This window comes from Chryseobacterium koreense CCUG 49689 (assembly GCF_001045435.1).
Classification (GTDB): domain Bacteria; phylum Bacteroidota; class Bacteroidia; order Flavobacteriales; family Weeksellaceae; genus Kaistella; species Kaistella koreensis.
Genome location: NZ_LFNG01000012.1, coordinates 218,646 through 234,767 on the forward strand (window position 1 = coordinate 218,646; position 16,122 = coordinate 234,767).

Here is a 16,122-nt window from a genome sequence, read left to right on the forward strand (position 1 = left end):
TAAAAATTATAACGAACCTTTCATTTTTAAATGAGAGGTTTTTTTTATCTTTAACCCAAAATAATTTTCAATGAAAAAACTTTATTCAGCGATGCTCATGTTGGTTTTCACCAGCTTCTTTACCCAGAATTTGGAAGCCGACATGAAAAGTAAGATCAAAAGTGAAGTAGATCATTACCATAAAATGATCAATTTCAATGTGAATCCAAACACCTTGAATTACGATATTAAATATCAGCGGCTTGATCTCGATCTGGATCCCGCAGTGCGGTTCGTAAGCGGAACGGTGACGACCCATTTCGTTCCCAACCAAAATATTTCCAGTATTTATTTCGATCTGTCCAACGTTCTGACTGTGTCCGAAGTGAAATACCACGGAAATAATCTGACTTTCACACAGTTGGCAACAAAAGAAATTAAAATTGATTTTCCCTCAAATATTCCTGCAGCAACTTTGGATTCCCTTTCCATCAAATATTCCGGAGTTCCAGATACCGCCGGAAGTGCAGGTGATGCTTTCACGATCGATGTGCAGGGTGGAACTCCGGCGCTTTACACCCTTTCTGAACCGTATGGCGCGCAAGAATGGTTCCCGACCAAACAGAGCATGAATGACAAAATTGACAAAGTAGATTTTAAAATCACTACTCCATCTCAATATAATGTAGCGGCAAACGGGAAATTATTTTCTGAAACCACGCTTCCCGGGAACAAAAAACGCACCTTCTGGCAAACCAATTATCCCATTCCGGCATATCTGATCGGTTTGGGAATAACCAATTACACGAAATTAAACGACACGATGGGAAATCCACCGTTCCCTTTCGTGAATTACCTGTATCCTTCTACCGCACAGAACTCCACCACGATGTCCAACATCAACTACACCAAGAATATCATGACGATGTTTGAGCAGTATTTCGGTCCGTATCCCTATCGAAATGAAAAATACGGCCACATGGAATTTGGCTGGGGAGGCGGAATGGAGCATGCCACCATGTCTTCGATGGGAGCTTGGAGTCGGTCGATCATTGCCCATGAGCTCGCCCACCAATGGTTTGGGGATAAAGTCACCTGCGGTGCATGGAATGACATTTGGCTCAATGAGGGATTTGCTACTTTTGGCCAACATTTGGCCAACGAAAAACTACTGATGACGAACAGCCAATTCCTGAGTTATCTATCTTCTGAAAATGATTATATCACCAGTGCTACCAACGGAAGCGTATATGTTTCAGATGCAAACCTGAGCAATGTAGGTGCTGTTTTTAGCGGCAGATTAAGTTATTCGAAAGGCGGCTACGTTTTAAGGATGCTGAAGTGGATTTTGGGTGATGCAGCATTCTACCAAGCTTTGCAGGATTATCATTCACGTCCGAATCTTGCATACAATTACGCTGTAACCGCAGATTTGAAAAACTCGCTGCTGCAGTCCACCGGTAAGGATTTCACGGAATTTTTCAACGATTGGATCTACGGACAGGGTTATCCGACCTACCAGATCAAGTGGAACCAAATGCCCGATAAAACCCTGCTCTTCAAAGTTTCGCAGACGCAAAGCCATTCATCGGTAAGTTTCTTTGAAATGCCTCTGCCCATCAAAGTGAACGGAACCGGCGGAGAAACGGCCTATTTGGTCTTAAACCATACCACAAACAACCAACTTTTTGGAAATCAACTGAATTTCACGGTGGCTTCTGTACAGTTCAACTATGAATATCAGATCATTCAAAAAAATTCGACCGTAGCGAAAGACACTACACTTTTGGGTATTTCAGATATTGCTAATTCAAAGGTGGCGCTCTATCCAAACCCGGTGAAGGATGAACTTTCGGTTTCCGGTATTTCCAATAACCAGCCTTACCAGATCTTCAGTATGGATGGCAAACTGCTTAAAGAAGGAACATATCAATCTGGACAAAAAGTGAACGTCAATCAATTGACGAAAGGAACTTATCTCCTAAAAATGGGCGAACATCAGTTCAAATTTATCAAGGAGTAAAACCAATCTGAAATCCATAAAAAAAACTTTGCAGCAATTGCAAAGTTTTTTTTGTGAGCTCGACAGGATTCAAACCTGTAACCTTCTGAGCCGTAATCAGATGCGCTATTCAGTTGCGCCACGAGCCCCGATTTTTGGTTTGCAAATATAACACTTTTTTACGTTCTTTGAGAAATGAAACCATATTTTTTAGCCTTTATTATTGCTTTTTTGCTGTTATTTTGTAAAAAAACAGATCAGGAAATCCCTGCAGAATGGGTGAAAATATCTGAAAATGTTCAGTTTAAAGAAAGTCAGCACTCGTTTGATTTAAAGTCGGGAAAGTTCAGTTATCAGATTTCAAAATCCAAACTACCGCTGAAAAAGGTAATGCTGCTCAATGCAAGTTTGGTTGGGTATTTCAATGAATTGGGATTGCAGGACAAAATCATCGGAATTTCCAGTCCGGAATATGTGTATTCTGAAAAAATCCATCAACTCCTGGGTGAGGGAAAAATCCAGAATATTGGAAACGAACAGAAATATGATGTGGAAAAAATCATCGCCCTGAAACCTGATGCCATTTTCACCAATTATATCGCAAATTTTGACAATACTTATGATCTGCTGAAAAAAAATGGAATCGAATTGATTTTCATGGATGAATATTTGGAACAGGATCCGCTGGCAAAATCGAAATATCTTCTGCTTTTTGGAAAACTCTTCGCTGCCGAAGAAAATGCAACCTTGAAGTTTGAAGAAATCAGGAAAAATTATGAATCCCTGAAAAATTTAGCTCAAAAATCCAAGACCAAACCTCTAATTTTAGCCAATGAAATTTATGGAAACCAATGGTTTTTACCTGGAGGCAAAACAAATTTCGCGAGGTTGGTTTCTGATGCAAATGCGAATTACATCAATGCTGAAAATCATGATTCCAGAGCAATTCCCATGAGTTTTGAAGAGGTTTTTGCCAAGGCAGAAAATGCTGAAATTTGGGTCAACGCAGGAAACCACCAGAGCAAAAAAGAACTCCTTCAGATCAATCCCAATTACGCCAAAATGAATGTTTTTAAATATGGTAGAATCTACACCGTTACCGGAAAAGAAAAAGGAAAATCCAATGACTATTTTGAGAGTGGGATTGTTCGCGCAGACCTTGTTTTAAAGGATTATATCAAGATCTTCCATCCGGAGCTTTTGCCCAATGATGAGCTGATCTACATGAAGGAACTGAAATAATGCTGGCCGAAAGAAAAACAAAATCCTATTTTTGCAGCGATTTAAAAAAAACATTTACCAAGCAAACAAACCATGTGGAAGAAGGTCAAAAAACTAATCTATCTTTTAATCCTAGCCAATATTCTCTTTATTATTTGGGGAAAATTCTTTAATCCGCCCATCACTTTAACTCAAATTGGAGGGCTTATACAGTATGGAAAACTACATAGAGATTATATCTCTTACTCCGAAATGGGTGACCAGGTGAAAAAAGCGGTGATTGCATCTGAAGACCAAAAATTTTTTGATCACAACGGGTTTGATATGGATGCCATCCAAAAGGCATACGAAAAAAATAATGCCGGAAAAAAACTAAGGGGCGGAAGTACGATTTCCCAGCAAACTGCAAAAAATATTTTTCTGTGGCAGGGACGAAGCTGGATCAGGAAAGGATTTGAAGCCGTTTACACTTTTATCATAGAGTTGGTTTGGGGAAAAGATGTGATTCTGGAAAGGTATCTGAATTCCATTGAAATGGGACAGGGCGTTTTCGGGGTGGAAGCCGCTTCGCAGTATTATTTCAAGAAAAGCTCAAAGGAACTCACTAAAAGTGAAGCCGCCTGGATTGCCGCCATTTTGCCGAGTCCACAAAAATACGATCCTCATCACCCGTCCGCATACCTGAATAAAAAACACAACTGGATTATGCGGCAGATGAACAATGTCATTTTAAAATAAGTTATCTTTGTTGGGTCTATGGTGTTTAAATTGAGAAATACAGATCGTTTCAACAGCATTCTGGCGAAGTATTTCAGTTTCAGCAATGAGACGACATCACTTGAGCCGCTGATTGATTTTCTGCGCGCCATCCGGACTGAAAACTTCGATGATGTTCTCTATTTCTTAAAAGAAAATCAAGACATTACCGATCACTTTTCGAAGTACATCCTAAAAATTTTCCGGCAAAAACCTTTCAATCTTTCCTTAACGGAAGCAAATATCCTGTCGGAAAATGCTTTCTATCCGGAACTCAAAAAACGGATGCTGGACAAAATTCTGCCCAACATCGAAAATGAAAATACGGTTTGGTATTTGGTGGATTCCATATCTGTGCAGCCCAAAAAAGACCTCGAATTTTTCAGCAGTTTATCCTCCGAAAAATTGGATGAGGCATTCCGGCTTTTGAAGGTTGACCGATATATTTTGGACCGACAGGTGATGCGGGAACTGCTCTTTTCGCTCAACATTCTGGCATGGAGAATCATCGGAAACGCGATGGATGTGGAAGTGGTGAATATGGCTCCAGAATACCGGAATTTAGACAATCCGTTTGTTGCGGTGCAGTCGGAAATCGATCTTTTGAATCAACAATTCAAAGAAAATCCAGAATTTCTGCTGACCTCGAAAGACGAAATCTACAAACAGATCAAAATTTATTTGGAGCAATGTTCCGAATTTGTTGCGGTGGCTTTCAAAAATTCCAGTACTTATGGGATTTCCGGAAAGATTAACCAGTCGCTCTTAAAGATTCGGCAACAGCTGAACCGAATGGGTGATATCCTTTCAGTGATGGTCATCGATGAGGAAAGTGATGTGTTGAAGAACTCCAAACAGCTGTTCTTTAATATATTGGAATACAAATCGCGGAAAAACAATCTCAGGGAATTATTTGCGGACAGCACCACCCTGCTTTCGCACCTCATCACGAACCACACCGCCGAAACCGGCACACACTACATCACCTCCAATTCCAGGGATTACCTGAAAATGTTTCTGCGCGCAAGTGGTGGCGGAATCATCGTGGGAGCACTCTGTGTGCTGAAAATGCTTTACAGCTATTTTCCGGGAAGCGATTTCTCCCATGCGTTTCTTTATGCCACTAATTATGCGATGGGATTCATCATGATTTATCTGATGAGTTACACTTTGGCTACCAAACAACCGGCCATGACGGCCGCAACTATGGCAAAAGTATTATCTGAGGACAAGAATACCCGCAAAAATTACGTGGATTTCGCACATTTGGTTTCCCGGGTCTTCCGCTCACAGTTCATCGCGTTTATGGGAAATGTACTGCTGGCTTTTCCGGTGGCGCTTGCGATTATTTATGGGCTGGATGTTTTATTGAAGGAAAACTTTGCCGTGGAAAAATCCGCAAAACTCCTGAACGAGTTGGACCCAATTCATTCCAAGGCGATCCTTCATGCAAGTCTCACAGGTTTTTATCTTTTTCTTTCAGGCCTGATTGCGGGAAGTGTCGGAAACAGTTTGGTTTTCTATAAATTGCCGAAACGCATCGAAAAAAACGTTTTCCTCAATTATTTTTTAGGTTCTAAAGCTGCGAAAGGCATTTCAAAGTATTACGCCAAAAACTGGGCAGGAATCATGTCGAATTTCTGGTTCGGTGTTTTCCTGGGAATCACCGGTCCAATCGGACTTTTCTTTGGTTTGGATCTAGACATTCGCCACATCACTTTTGCATCCGGGAATTTTGCACTTGGACTTTACGGTGCCGGTTTTTCAGTTTCATGGCAAGTTTTTTGGATTGGTCTGATTACCGTTTTCATCATCGGTTTCTTCAATTTTGCGGTCAGTTTCGGACTGTCGATGATTTTGGCATTTCGTTCCAGAAGCCTGAATTTTGGGGAATTGACCATGATTTACAAAGAGATCTTCCGATATTTCATGAAGAATCCATTCCGGTTTTTCTTGCCGATCCGCTCGGAATTGGATGAAAGTGCAGATGAAATGATCAACAATACGGTGGCTACAAAACGTGGAGATCAGTGATATTTTCGGCCCCGAATTTCTCCTGAAACTTCTTCAGAAAAAAAGATTTTCTCAGTCTGAAATCATTTTTCAGCAGTGGCGATTTAATCCTGATTTCCAAAACTTTAGCCTTTAAATTCACGGAATCAATCTCTGCAAAAAGAGCGTCCTTCAAATATTCGTGGAGAAAATCCTTGATTTCAAAAGCAAGCAGCTTATCCTCAAAACCGTAAATTTTCGCAAAAGATTTCACGAGTTCAGAGGATTGGAATTCCCGCTTTTTTTTCATGTGATTCTATCGGTTCATAAATTCCAGCACAGAATCGGTGATGCATTTCAGTTGCTCGTCGTCAAGTTCGGTATGCATCGGAAGCGAAATCACTTCATTCAAAAGCTTGTCGGTATTGGCGAAATCGGCATCATTGCTCTCTTGATAGTAAGCCTTCTGTTTTCTGAGTGCTACCGGATAATAGATCATCGCCGGGATTTCTTTTTCAGCAAGAAAATCTCGAAGTTCATTCCGTTTTCCATTAAGGATTCTCAAAGTGTACTGATGGAAAACATGCGTGGAATTGGCGGCACGTTTCGGAGTCAGGATTTGAGGATGGTTAGCAAAAGCTTCATCATAAAAATCGGCAGCTTTCCTTCTGGCATCATTATATGAATCCAAAAGCGGAAGTTTTTTTCTGAGCACCGTCGCCTGAATACTGTCTAATCTGGAATTCACGCCCACTTCGTCGTGGTAATATCTTTCATACATTCCATGGTTCACAATTCCGCGGATTTTGTGCGCGAGTTCGTCATCATTGGTGAAAATAGCACCTCCATCTCCATAGCATCCCAAATTTTTGGACGGAAAAAACGAGGTGGTTCCAATAATCCCCATTGAACCGGACTTTTTGGAAGTTCCATCTGAAAATGTGAAATCCGCACCGATTGCCTGTGCATTGTCTTCAACCACATACAGATTGTGCGTTTTTGCGATTTTAAGGATTTCTTCCATGTTTGCACATTGTCCGAAAAGGTGAACCGGAATAATCGCTTTCGTTTTTTCGGTAATTGCGGCTTTCAATTTTTCTGTATCGATGGTGAAAGTGTCATAATCCACATCCACCAAAACCGCTTTCAGCTTCAGCAAATGAATCACTTCCACCGTTGCAGCAAAAGTGAAATCTGCGGTAATCACTTCGTCTCCTTCTTTTAAATCAAGCGCCATCAAAGCAATTTGCAGCGCATCTGTTCCGTTGGCACATGGAATCACGTGGTTTACTCCCTGATAATTTTCCAGTTCATTTTGGAAAGACTTTACTTCCGGACCATTGATAAATGCTGCAGAATCCACCACATTCAGAATGGCGTTATCCACTTCGGATTTTATTTTATAGTATTGACTTTGAAGGTCAACCATCTGAATTTTTCTCATAAAAAATATTTGTTCAAATTTAGTGAAATTAAGGATTTTAAAAAAACTAAAAAGACTTAATGTTTTTTTAAGCCTTGATAAATCTTGTTAAATTTTTGACAATCAGAAAATTATGGTATGAATTTAGCCTAGAAAAAATCAAATCAAAAAATTCTTAAAAAATATGAAAGCTATTAAAATCCTCCTGATGCTGTTGATGATCACCGCATTTGGAACCTCAGAATTATTTGGACAAACCATAGATGGAACCGCGCAAACCACAAAACCAAAAAGAAAATATACCAAGAAGTCCGAGGTCGCTGCATCAGTTGCGACTCATTCCGCCACGCAATCCAGCCCTGCAACATCAGATGCAAAACCAAAGCGAACTTATGCCAAAAAACCCGCAGCAACGGTAACTTCACAGGTCGCTTCAACCGCCGTAAACACAGATGGAGCAAAACCAAAAAGAACTTATTCCAAAAATAGTATTGCTCCAACCGAGGCAACTCCTGCTCTAAATCAAAATGCACAAACTCCTACAGCTTCTGCACATCAACCTACCTACAGGCGACCTGCGCAAACACCCACTGCCAAAATAGCCTATACTCCTGGAAACGGCGGGACATATAATGGACACCAGGTTTTTGTGGGACCCAAAGGCGGAAAATACTATATTAATAAAAACGGAAACAAAACCTATATTAAATAACAAAAAACAAATAGTAAGGGAAAAATGCTGATTGATTTCACATTTTTCTTATTTTTGGTGCAATATCTCATATCTAAATTTTCATGAAAAAAATATTTACACTCGTTGTAGTGGCGGTTTTTACCTTCGTGAGTGCACAAACTCAACTGGTCTTCGTTTACTTTAAAGACAAACCGAACAGAGCCGCATTTTATGCGAATCCACTTTCTGAACTCAATCAGAAATCACTGGACAGAAGGACCAAATATGGGATTGCCTTAAACGATCAGGATGCACCGATTGAACCCACCTATATCCAAAATGTGCGAAATCTGGGTTTCACCGTAACGGATTATTCCAAATGGATGAATGGAGTTGCTGTGAACGCCACCACCGCTCAAATCGCATTGCTGGAATCGCAACCTTATGTGCAGTCTGTGGAAAAGTTCATCAAACATGGCGGAAAACCTGAACCTACAGGAACCAACAAATTTGACGAGTTCAATAAGTCCATCGGCAAAACCAATTTCAATTATGGACAGGGATTGGCGCAAATCAACCAGATCAATCTCCGTCCGCTGCATATTGCAGGATTTACCGGAGCTGGAATTACGATTGCCGTGATTGACACGGGTTTTCCACGGGTAAATACCGGATCCGTTTATCAAAGAATCCGTGACAACGGACAAATCAAAGGCGGCTACAACTTCGTGAATAAAAGCACCGATATCTACAATACCACTTTAAACAACCATGGTTCCTATTGTTTGGGAACTATAGCCGCTTATGTAACCAATCAATATGTGGGATCTGCACCCGATGCTGATTTCCTTTTGTATGCTTCTGAAGATGCGGCAGTGGAAATTCCGGAAGAGATGATTTATTGGGCGGAAGCCGCCGAAGAAGCAGACCGAAACGGCGCGGATTTAATCACCACTTCGCTTGGATATTACAATTTCGATGATACCCGCTACAACATGCTTTATTCCGACATGAACGGCACCACTTCTTTTATCGCCAGAACTGCGCAAATCGCGGTCGAAAAAGGAATCTTTGTACTGGCCGCAGCAGGAAACGAAGCGCAAAATGCGTGGCATTATCTCATCACGCCGGCCGATAATCAGAAAGTGTTCACCGTGGGAGCAGTGACTTCTACCGGTGCAAGTTCCAGTTTCTCTTCTTACGGGCCGAATGCATTAGGCGTGATCAAACCAGATGGAAGCGCACGCGGAACTAGCACTGTGATGGGTTACAACAACAGTGTAACCACCAGTAGCGGAACCTCTTTCGCCACGCCACTTGCTGCAGGCGGAGTCGCTTGCTTAATCCAGGCAGCCGGAAACAAACCTTTGTCTGAAGTGGCGAACATTCTCCGGCAGACGGCCTCACTTTATCCAAGCAATAATCCACAATTGGGATGGGGAATTCTGAATTTCGGGCAAGCTTACAACAACATCACTTTGGCGACCGGTGAAAACGCAGTGAAGTCTTCGGTAAAGATTTATCCAAATCCTGCGACCGATATTTTCACCATCGATACCGCCGACAAAATTATCTCCGTGGAACTTTTCAATACTTTAGGTCAGAAAGTTCAAACTTTTAAAGCCGAAAAAGTAAATCCTATCGAAAAACTGAGTTCAGGGGTTTATTTTGTGAAAATACAGACGGACAAAGGTGAAGTGATTGAGAAGTTGGTGAAGAAATAAGCCGAAAGATGTTTTGATTTCACCTAAAGATCGCTTTTAAATGTAAAAAATAAGCGCGGAAGTATTGCAGTTTGCAGTTGTTCCGGCTGTTCGGCGCGCAAAGTCGGGAAACTTTGCGCACCATATGAAACCAAGATGTACGAAATATTTGCCTAAATCACTTGACGAAGTATTAATTCACCTGCAAAATAGAGCAAATCTGTTCCGCCAAAGAAATACCAATTCTATCCTGCGCTTCCAGTGTGGAAGCTCCGGTATGCGGAGTCAGCGAAATTTTCGGGTGTTTCAAGATGGCTTCGGACGGGGTTGGTTCATTGATGAATACATCCAAACCGGCGAATGCCACTTTGCCCTTATCCAGTGCCGAAACCAAAGCTTCCTCATCAATCACGCCGCCTCGGGAACAGTTGATAATCGCCACTCCATCCTTCATCATCGCGAATTCTCTCTCACCGATCATCGCCCCGTTTTTCTGTGCCGGAACGTGGAGCGTGATAAAGTCGGCATGTCTCAAAACCCCTTCCAAAGGTTCGGTCTCAATGTCCACATTGATAAACTGGTTGTTGTAAAACTTTACTTTTATGGATGCTTTCCCAATTTGATTGTCTGCCGCAATTACCCTCATTCCCAGACCGAGTGCAATCTTTGCCACTTCCTGGCCGATTCTTCCCATTCCTACAATTCCAATCGTTTTGCCCCGAAGTTCGATTCCCTTTTCATAAGATTTTTTCAGTCTCGCGAAATCGGTATTTCCCAAAACCGTCATCTGGCGATTGGATTCCTGCAAAAACCGGGCACCAGAAAACAGGTGCGCAAAAACCAGTTCCGCCACAGAAGCCGATGAAGCCGACGGCGTGTTGATCACATGGATTCCCTTTGAGCGGGCATATTCCACATCGATATTATCCATTCCAACCCCACCTCTACCGATGATTTCCAGACTTGGACAGGCGTCGATTAATGCTGCCCGAACTTGGGTCGCACTCCTGACGAGAAGCACTCTAATTTTTTCGTCATTGATAAAATCCACCAGGAATTCCTGCGGAACTTTTTGGGTAATCACCTCGAAACCTTTTTCCTTCAAAGCGTCAATTCCCGATTGGTCGAGACCGTCATTTGCTAAAACCTTCATATTAATCATTAAAAACTTCAATCGTTACTTGTCTCTCCACCATATCGGTGAACTTTCCTTTGTATCTGGTCGCTTTTACCAGGTGGTTGTCAATCCAGTGGTAGTTTCCACCTCGTGGTTTCCCGCACAAAACGCTGTGGTATTTAAATCCGTGCTTATCCAGCCACTCTATCGTGATCTGTTTCAGATTCTCCGTTCTGGAGGTAAAAAAGCAGATGATATGTCCTTGTTCGTACCATCTGTTGATCGTTTCCAGGGCATCCGGATACGGTTCACAGGTAATCATTCGTTCGGGTTCCTCATTGGGGATATCGTCTGTAATTGTGCCATCGATATCGATCAGATAATTCTTCACATTCCCTTTCAGTATAGGACTCAGATGATCCTTATGTTCTAATTCCATCATCAAATTTTAAGGGGCAAAATTACAAATTTTCATTGGTTTCCAACGGTTTAGTTATCCACAAGAGATTCCTTTATGTGGGCATTCCCCTCTCCCACGCATTTCCGGCAGCTTGGAATAGGCTCTACCCGACGTGGAGCTGATTTTGAAAACAAGTTTTGCAGTTTTTTAATCACATTACCGTTCAATTCAACGAGATATTGATTGAAACGAAAATTCTTCAACCCTTGATTCAAGACCATCCATCTTAAAAAAATCACAAAAATTTCCGCAGCTAAACATTAAACCTTAATTTTGCAGGCTATGGAAGAACAGGTAGTTTTGATTTCGGAAAATGATGAAGTTTTGGGTTTAATGGAAAAAATGCAGGCCCACGAAAACGGAATCCTCCACCGTGCATTTTCAGTTTTCCTTTTTAATGACCAAGGTGAGCTCCTGCTCCAAAAAAGGGCTGCAGAAAAATACCATTCGCCAAATCAATGGACCAATGCGGTCTGTTCGCACCCCAGAATCGACGAAACTTATTTGCAGGGCGCAAAACGCCGTTTAAAGGAAGAACTCGGAATCGATGCCGAACTCACCGAAAAATTCCACTTTATCTACAAAGCCGATGTAGGCGGAAATCTTTGGGAGCACGAACGCGACCACGTTTTTACCGGAAATTACAATGGCGAGTTCAACCTCAATCTCGAAGAGGTTTCAGAAATCCGGTACATCTCCATGGAGAATCTGGATCGGGAACTGGCAGAAAACCCGCAGAATTTCACGGAATGGTTTAAGATTATCCTTAAAGAATACAAAGAAAACCTTTAGTTCAAAATTCGCGATACACAGCACAAGATGCAAAACACAAGTCCCGATTAGGGATTGGTGATTTCGCCTTACTGACCGCTGCCTTTTGAAGTTCACCGCGCTGCGAATTCATCATCCAACAACTCGCCACACTCCTACCTGCCGAGTGCCGGCAAAAATCCCTATCTTTGCACCTTAAAAAATTCTCACCGAAATGAATCCATTTATTGAAGAACTGAAATGGCGCGGACTTTTTGCCGACATGATGCCCGGAACCGATGAACAACTTGACAAAGAACTCACTACAGCCTATATCGGATTCGACCCGACTGCGGATTCGCTGCACATCGGGAGTTTGATTCAGATCAAGATTTTGGCGCATTTCCAGCAGCACGGCCACAAACCCATCGCTTTGGTAGGAGGCGCAACAGGAATGATCGGTGATCCTTCAGGGAAATCGAACGAGAGAAACCTTTTGGATGAAGATACTTTGAATCACTATGTGGATTGCCTTAAAAACCAACTCTCAAAATTTCTGAAATTTGATGGTGAAGGCGCAAATAAAGCCGAATTGGTCAATAATTACGACTGGATGAAGGAATTCTCATTTCTGGATTTCATTCGGGATATCGGCAAAAACATTACCGTGAACTACATGATGGCGAAGGATTCCGTGAAGAAAAGAATCACCGGAGAAGGCGGCGCAGAAGGGATGAGTTTCACTGAGTTTACCTACCAACTTTTGCAGGGCTATGATTTCCTTCATCTTTACCGGGAAAAAAATGTGAGACTTCAAATGGGCGGATCGGACCAATGGGGAAACATCACCACCGGAACCGAGCTCATCCGCAGAAAAGCGCAGGGTGAAGCTTTTGCACTTACCGTTCCACTCATCACCAAATCCGATGGCTCCAAATTCGGAAAATCCGAAAGTGGCGAAAATTACTGGCTGGATCCAAAAAGGACATCACCATACAAATTCTACCAATTCTGGGTAAATGCAACTGATGAAGATGCAGAGCGGTTCATCAAATTTTACACTTTCTTGGGAAAAGAAGAAATCGAAAACCTGATCGCAGAACACAAAACCGCACCACACGAAAGAAAACTCCAGAAGAAATTAGCGGAAGAAGTGACGGTTTGGGTCCACAATAGGGAAGAATTCGAAAAGGCAGTGAAAGCATCTGAAATCCTATTCGGAAGAAGTACTGCAGAAGATTTGGTGAACCTGGATGAGGCGACTTTCCTGGAAGTTTTTGAAGGGGTTCCGCAAAAAGAGATTTCCAAAAACGAATTGCTGGGTTCCAATGTGGTGGACCTGATCTCCGAAAAATCCGGATTTCTAAAATCAAAAGGTGAAGCAAGAAGGGAACTTCAACAGAATGCAATTTCCATTAACAAAGAAAAAGTAAACGAGACTTTTGAAGTCGGCGAAAAAGATCTGATTGATCACCAATTCCTCTTAATCCAAAAAGGGAAAAAGAACTACTTTATTGTGAAAGCAGTCTGAAGTGGGAAGATTGAATTACGATGCGGATCGTCATCAATATGAAAAACCAAAAGTGAAAAAAAGTGCTCTTGAATGATCGGGAAGCCAAGCAATATAAAGCCGGATTTGATTCCGGTTTTTTTTGTTTGGAACGTTCCCAACCATGTAAGTATTCAAAATAAATTATTAACCAAAAAGGATATTTTTTTTCAAATTCTACATTTCACTATCGATGCCGATATAAGAAAAAAAATAACCTCATTTTAAAAATAAATTAATCCGTATTTTTTAAATTCTCTGATTTTTTCTTCTACTTTGCTGTAGCATTATCAAAATATGAGTCAAATTTTTACTGTATTCTATTTAAAATGACTTAAAGTTAATTTAAATTTAATCATTTAAATTGCTAATTTTCAAATGTTAAATTCAATTATATTTAAAGTAAAACTTTACATGGTGAGATTCTTAAAAAAGATTGCCAGAATTGAAGTAGAAACCACGTTAAAGTTTAAAAATGATATAGATCCATTTGCTAATATAGCATAATTATTTAGAAAAAACTACAATATTTATGGCATTGATGTACTATACAATAATATTGATTTACAAAATATTTAGGTATTTTCTTTAATAATAGACAAAGGGAATTTTCAACCAAATTAACCGCTTTCCTCAGACTTTCTCATGATTTTGTGACCCGCAATTCTACATAGCGCAGCAAATCTAAACGACTCTAAAAATCCTTATCTTTGTTCAATGGATTTACAATACCTGGTTCGGGAACCCCAAAATATCACCTCGAAAACCCCGCTTTTAATTTTGCTTCATGGATATGGAAGTAATGAAGAAGATCTTTTTTCATTCGTCCCTACTCTACCCGAAGACTGGATCGTGATCAGTTTCCGGGCTCCACATTCTACCGCTTATGGTGGATTTTCTTGGTATGACATTGATCTGATGAATGAGGAAAACCGAATTGATCTGGACCAGGCGAAAGCCTCTGAAAAGGTGATCCTGGAAAACATCTTGAAAATCACCAACCATTACGGATTGACCGAAAACGAAACCCATCTTTGCGGGTTTTCACAAGGCGGAATATTGAGTTACGCATTGGCTCTAGAGAACCCCGATTTATTTTCGAAAGTTGCCTGCATGAGCTGTTATCCAGAAGAAAAATTGCTGGAAAACATCTCAAAAGACAAAAAGAAACTTGAAAAACTTCGCTTCTTCATTTCTCATGGATCGGAGGACGCGATAATTCCCTTGGATTGGGGAAGAAAAGCAGCAGAAATGCTTTATGATTTGGGTTGTTATTTCTCTTTCCGCGAATACATGAGCGGACACGGCGTGAACCAAAAAAACTATATGGATTTGATGGATTTTTTTAAGAGTTAGCACTCCGCCATGAACAAGCTCATTTCCATTTTCCTATTTTTTCTTTATTCTGGTCTTCAAAGTCAGGTGATTCTGGATATTACCTCGGTTCCAAAGGACACACCGGAAAATGCGAGAATCTTTGTTGCATCCTCGCTGAACAGCTGGAATCCGAATGACCCTAAATTTGAGCTAAAAAAGAATGAATGGGGAAATTATTCCATCGAGATCCCCGAAGGTTCAGGAAAAGCGGAATACAAATTCACGCGCGGAAGTTGGGAAACCGCAGAAGGAGACGAAAACGGAAACGGCCGTGAAAACAGGGTTTTTCATTTCAATGGGAAACCGCAAAGCCTTGACAACCAAATTCTTTCATGGGAAAAAACCCAACCGAAACGAAATACCGCTTCGGCCAATGTGAAGATCTTAAGCGAGAATTTTTGGATTCCACAACTTAAGACCTCCCGCAAAATCTGGATTTACCTCCCGGAAAATTATGCCACCACGAAGGAGAGCTATCCCGTAATTTACATGGAAGACGGGCAGAATCTTTTCAACGAATCGACGTCTTTTTCCGGTGAATGGAAAGTGGATGAAGCCATGGATTCCCTTTTTACAATGGGAAAACGAAACGCAATCATCGTAGGAATTGAAAATGGCGGACCGGAAAGGTTGAATGAATACTCCGCATGGAATAATGCAAAATATGGGGGCGGAAAAGGAGAACTGTATGCAGATTTCTTGGCAAACACTTTGAAACTCTTCATCGACAAAACTTACAGAACGCTTCCAAAGGCAAAAAATACCGGATTGATCGGCTCATCGATGGGCGGCCTGATTTCTTTCTACACCGGGATGAAATATCCGGATAAATTTGGTAAACTGGGAATTTTCAGTCCGAGTTTTTGGTTTGCCAGAAACGAATTAATGTGGTTTGTGGAGCAAAATTCCACCAAAATTAAAAAGACAAAATTTTATTTTCTTGCCGGGAAAAAGGAATCTCCCGAAATGGTCTCGGATGTGGAGGAAATGGTTCCGCTCTTGATCAAAAAGGGGGTTCCCGAAAAAAACATCCATACGAAGTTCGACGATTACGGCACTCATTCTGAAAGTTATTGGTCTAAGGAATTTCCGGCTGCATTTCTGTGGCTGTTTCCTTAAA

14 protein-coding genes and 1 tRNA gene are annotated in these 16,122 nt (G+C 41.2%); 10 read left to right on the plus strand and 5 right to left on the minus strand.

Features of this window, described 5'->3' with window-relative positions:
- The first annotated feature begins 70 nt into the window (after nucleotides 1–70).
- Nucleotides 71–2,002: a M1 family aminopeptidase gene (locus tag ACM44_RS10120; RefSeq protein WP_048499909.1), complete on the plus strand. Its 1,932-nt coding sequence runs from the start codon at nucleotides 71–73 to the stop codon at nucleotides 2,000–2,002.
- 54 nt (nucleotides 2,003–2,056) lie between these two features.
- Here ACM44_RS10120 and ACM44_RS10125 read toward each other — a convergent pair.
- A tRNA-Arg gene (locus ACM44_RS10125) sits at nucleotides 2,057–2,130 on the minus strand.
- A 46-nt stretch (nucleotides 2,131–2,176) separates the two neighbouring features.
- Between ACM44_RS10125 and ACM44_RS10130 the strand changes: the two genes are divergently transcribed.
- From ACM44_RS10130 to ACM44_RS10140, 3 genes are all read left to right on the plus strand, one after another.
- The gene (locus ACM44_RS10130; RefSeq protein WP_048499910.1) at nucleotides 2,177–3,223 is read left to right on the plus strand and encodes an ABC transporter substrate-binding protein; all 1,047 of its coding nucleotides are present in this window, start codon (nucleotides 2,177–2,179) and stop codon (nucleotides 3,221–3,223) included.
- A 72-nt stretch (nucleotides 3,224–3,295) separates the two neighbouring features.
- On the plus strand, nucleotides 3,296–3,940 hold the full coding sequence (gene mtgA / locus ACM44_RS10135; protein ID WP_048499911.1) for a monofunctional biosynthetic peptidoglycan transglycosylase: 645 nt from the start codon (nucleotides 3,296–3,298) through the stop codon (nucleotides 3,938–3,940).
- Nucleotides 3,941–3,958: 18 nt separating this feature from the next.
- The gene (locus ACM44_RS10140) at nucleotides 3,959–5,992 is read left to right on the plus strand and encodes a recombinase (RefSeq protein ID WP_048499912.1); all 2,034 of its coding nucleotides are present in this window, start codon (nucleotides 3,959–3,961) and stop codon (nucleotides 5,990–5,992) included.
- On the opposite strand, the gene ACM44_RS10145 is transcribed toward ACM44_RS10140, so the two are convergent.
- Nucleotides 5,970–6,260 (minus strand): hypothetical protein, encoded by a 291-nt coding sequence (locus tag ACM44_RS10145; protein WP_048499913.1) that lies wholly within the window; start codon nucleotides 6,258–6,260, stop codon nucleotides 5,970–5,972. The two genes, ACM44_RS10140 and ACM44_RS10145, sit on opposite strands and share 23 nt — an antisense overlap.
- A 6-nt stretch (nucleotides 6,261–6,266) precedes the next feature.
- Complete coding sequence (locus tag ACM44_RS10150) at nucleotides 6,267–7,394, minus strand: DegT/DnrJ/EryC1/StrS family aminotransferase (RefSeq protein ID WP_048499914.1); 1,128 nt, start codon at nucleotides 7,392–7,394, stop codon at nucleotides 6,267–6,269.
- Nucleotides 7,395–7,557: 163 nt separating this feature from the next.
- Here ACM44_RS10150 and ACM44_RS10155 point away from each other — a divergent pair, with 163 nt between their 5' ends.
- Nucleotides 7,558–8,085 (plus strand): hypothetical protein, encoded by a 528-nt coding sequence (locus tag ACM44_RS10155; RefSeq protein WP_048499915.1) that lies wholly within the window; start codon nucleotides 7,558–7,560, stop codon nucleotides 8,083–8,085.
- Between the two features lie 83 nt (nucleotides 8,086–8,168).
- Nucleotides 8,169–9,770 (plus strand): S8/S53 family peptidase, encoded by a 1,602-nt coding sequence (locus tag ACM44_RS10160; protein ID WP_048499916.1) that lies wholly within the window; start codon nucleotides 8,169–8,171, stop codon nucleotides 9,768–9,770.
- 172 nt (nucleotides 9,771–9,942) lie between these two features.
- On the opposite strand, the gene ACM44_RS10165 is transcribed toward ACM44_RS10160, so the two are convergent.
- The gene (locus ACM44_RS10165; RefSeq protein ID WP_048499958.1) at nucleotides 9,943–10,902 is read right to left on the minus strand and encodes a D-2-hydroxyacid dehydrogenase; all 960 of its coding nucleotides are present in this window, start codon (nucleotides 10,900–10,902) and stop codon (nucleotides 9,943–9,945) included.
- Nucleotide 10,903: 1 nt separating this feature from the next.
- Complete coding sequence (locus tag ACM44_RS10170) at nucleotides 10,904–11,305, minus strand: LNS2 domain-containing protein (RefSeq protein ID WP_048499959.1); 402 nt, start codon at nucleotides 11,303–11,305, stop codon at nucleotides 10,904–10,906.
- A 303-nt stretch (nucleotides 11,306–11,608) separates the two neighbouring features.
- Here ACM44_RS10170 and idi point away from each other — a divergent pair, with 303 nt between their 5' ends.
- From idi to ACM44_RS10195, 4 genes are all read left to right on the plus strand, one after another.
- Nucleotides 11,609–12,118, plus strand: coding sequence for an isopentenyl-diphosphate Delta-isomerase (gene idi / locus ACM44_RS10180; protein ID WP_048499918.1), 510 nt, complete (start codon nucleotides 11,609–11,611; stop codon nucleotides 12,116–12,118).
- A 193-nt stretch (nucleotides 12,119–12,311) separates the two neighbouring features.
- On the plus strand, nucleotides 12,312–13,607 hold the full coding sequence (gene tyrS, locus ACM44_RS10185) for a tyrosine--tRNA ligase (RefSeq protein ID WP_048499919.1): 1,296 nt from the start codon (nucleotides 12,312–12,314) through the stop codon (nucleotides 13,605–13,607).
- A 735-nt stretch (nucleotides 13,608–14,342) separates the two neighbouring features.
- A complete protein-coding gene (locus ACM44_RS10190) occupies nucleotides 14,343–14,981 on the plus strand; it encodes an alpha/beta hydrolase (RefSeq protein ID WP_048499920.1) in 639 nt (212 codons plus the stop codon).
- A gap of 9 nt (nucleotides 14,982–14,990) precedes the next feature.
- Complete coding sequence (locus tag ACM44_RS10195) at nucleotides 14,991–16,121, plus strand: alpha/beta hydrolase (protein WP_048499921.1); 1,131 nt, start codon at nucleotides 14,991–14,993, stop codon at nucleotides 16,119–16,121.
- Nucleotide 16,122 lies beyond the last annotated feature (1 nt).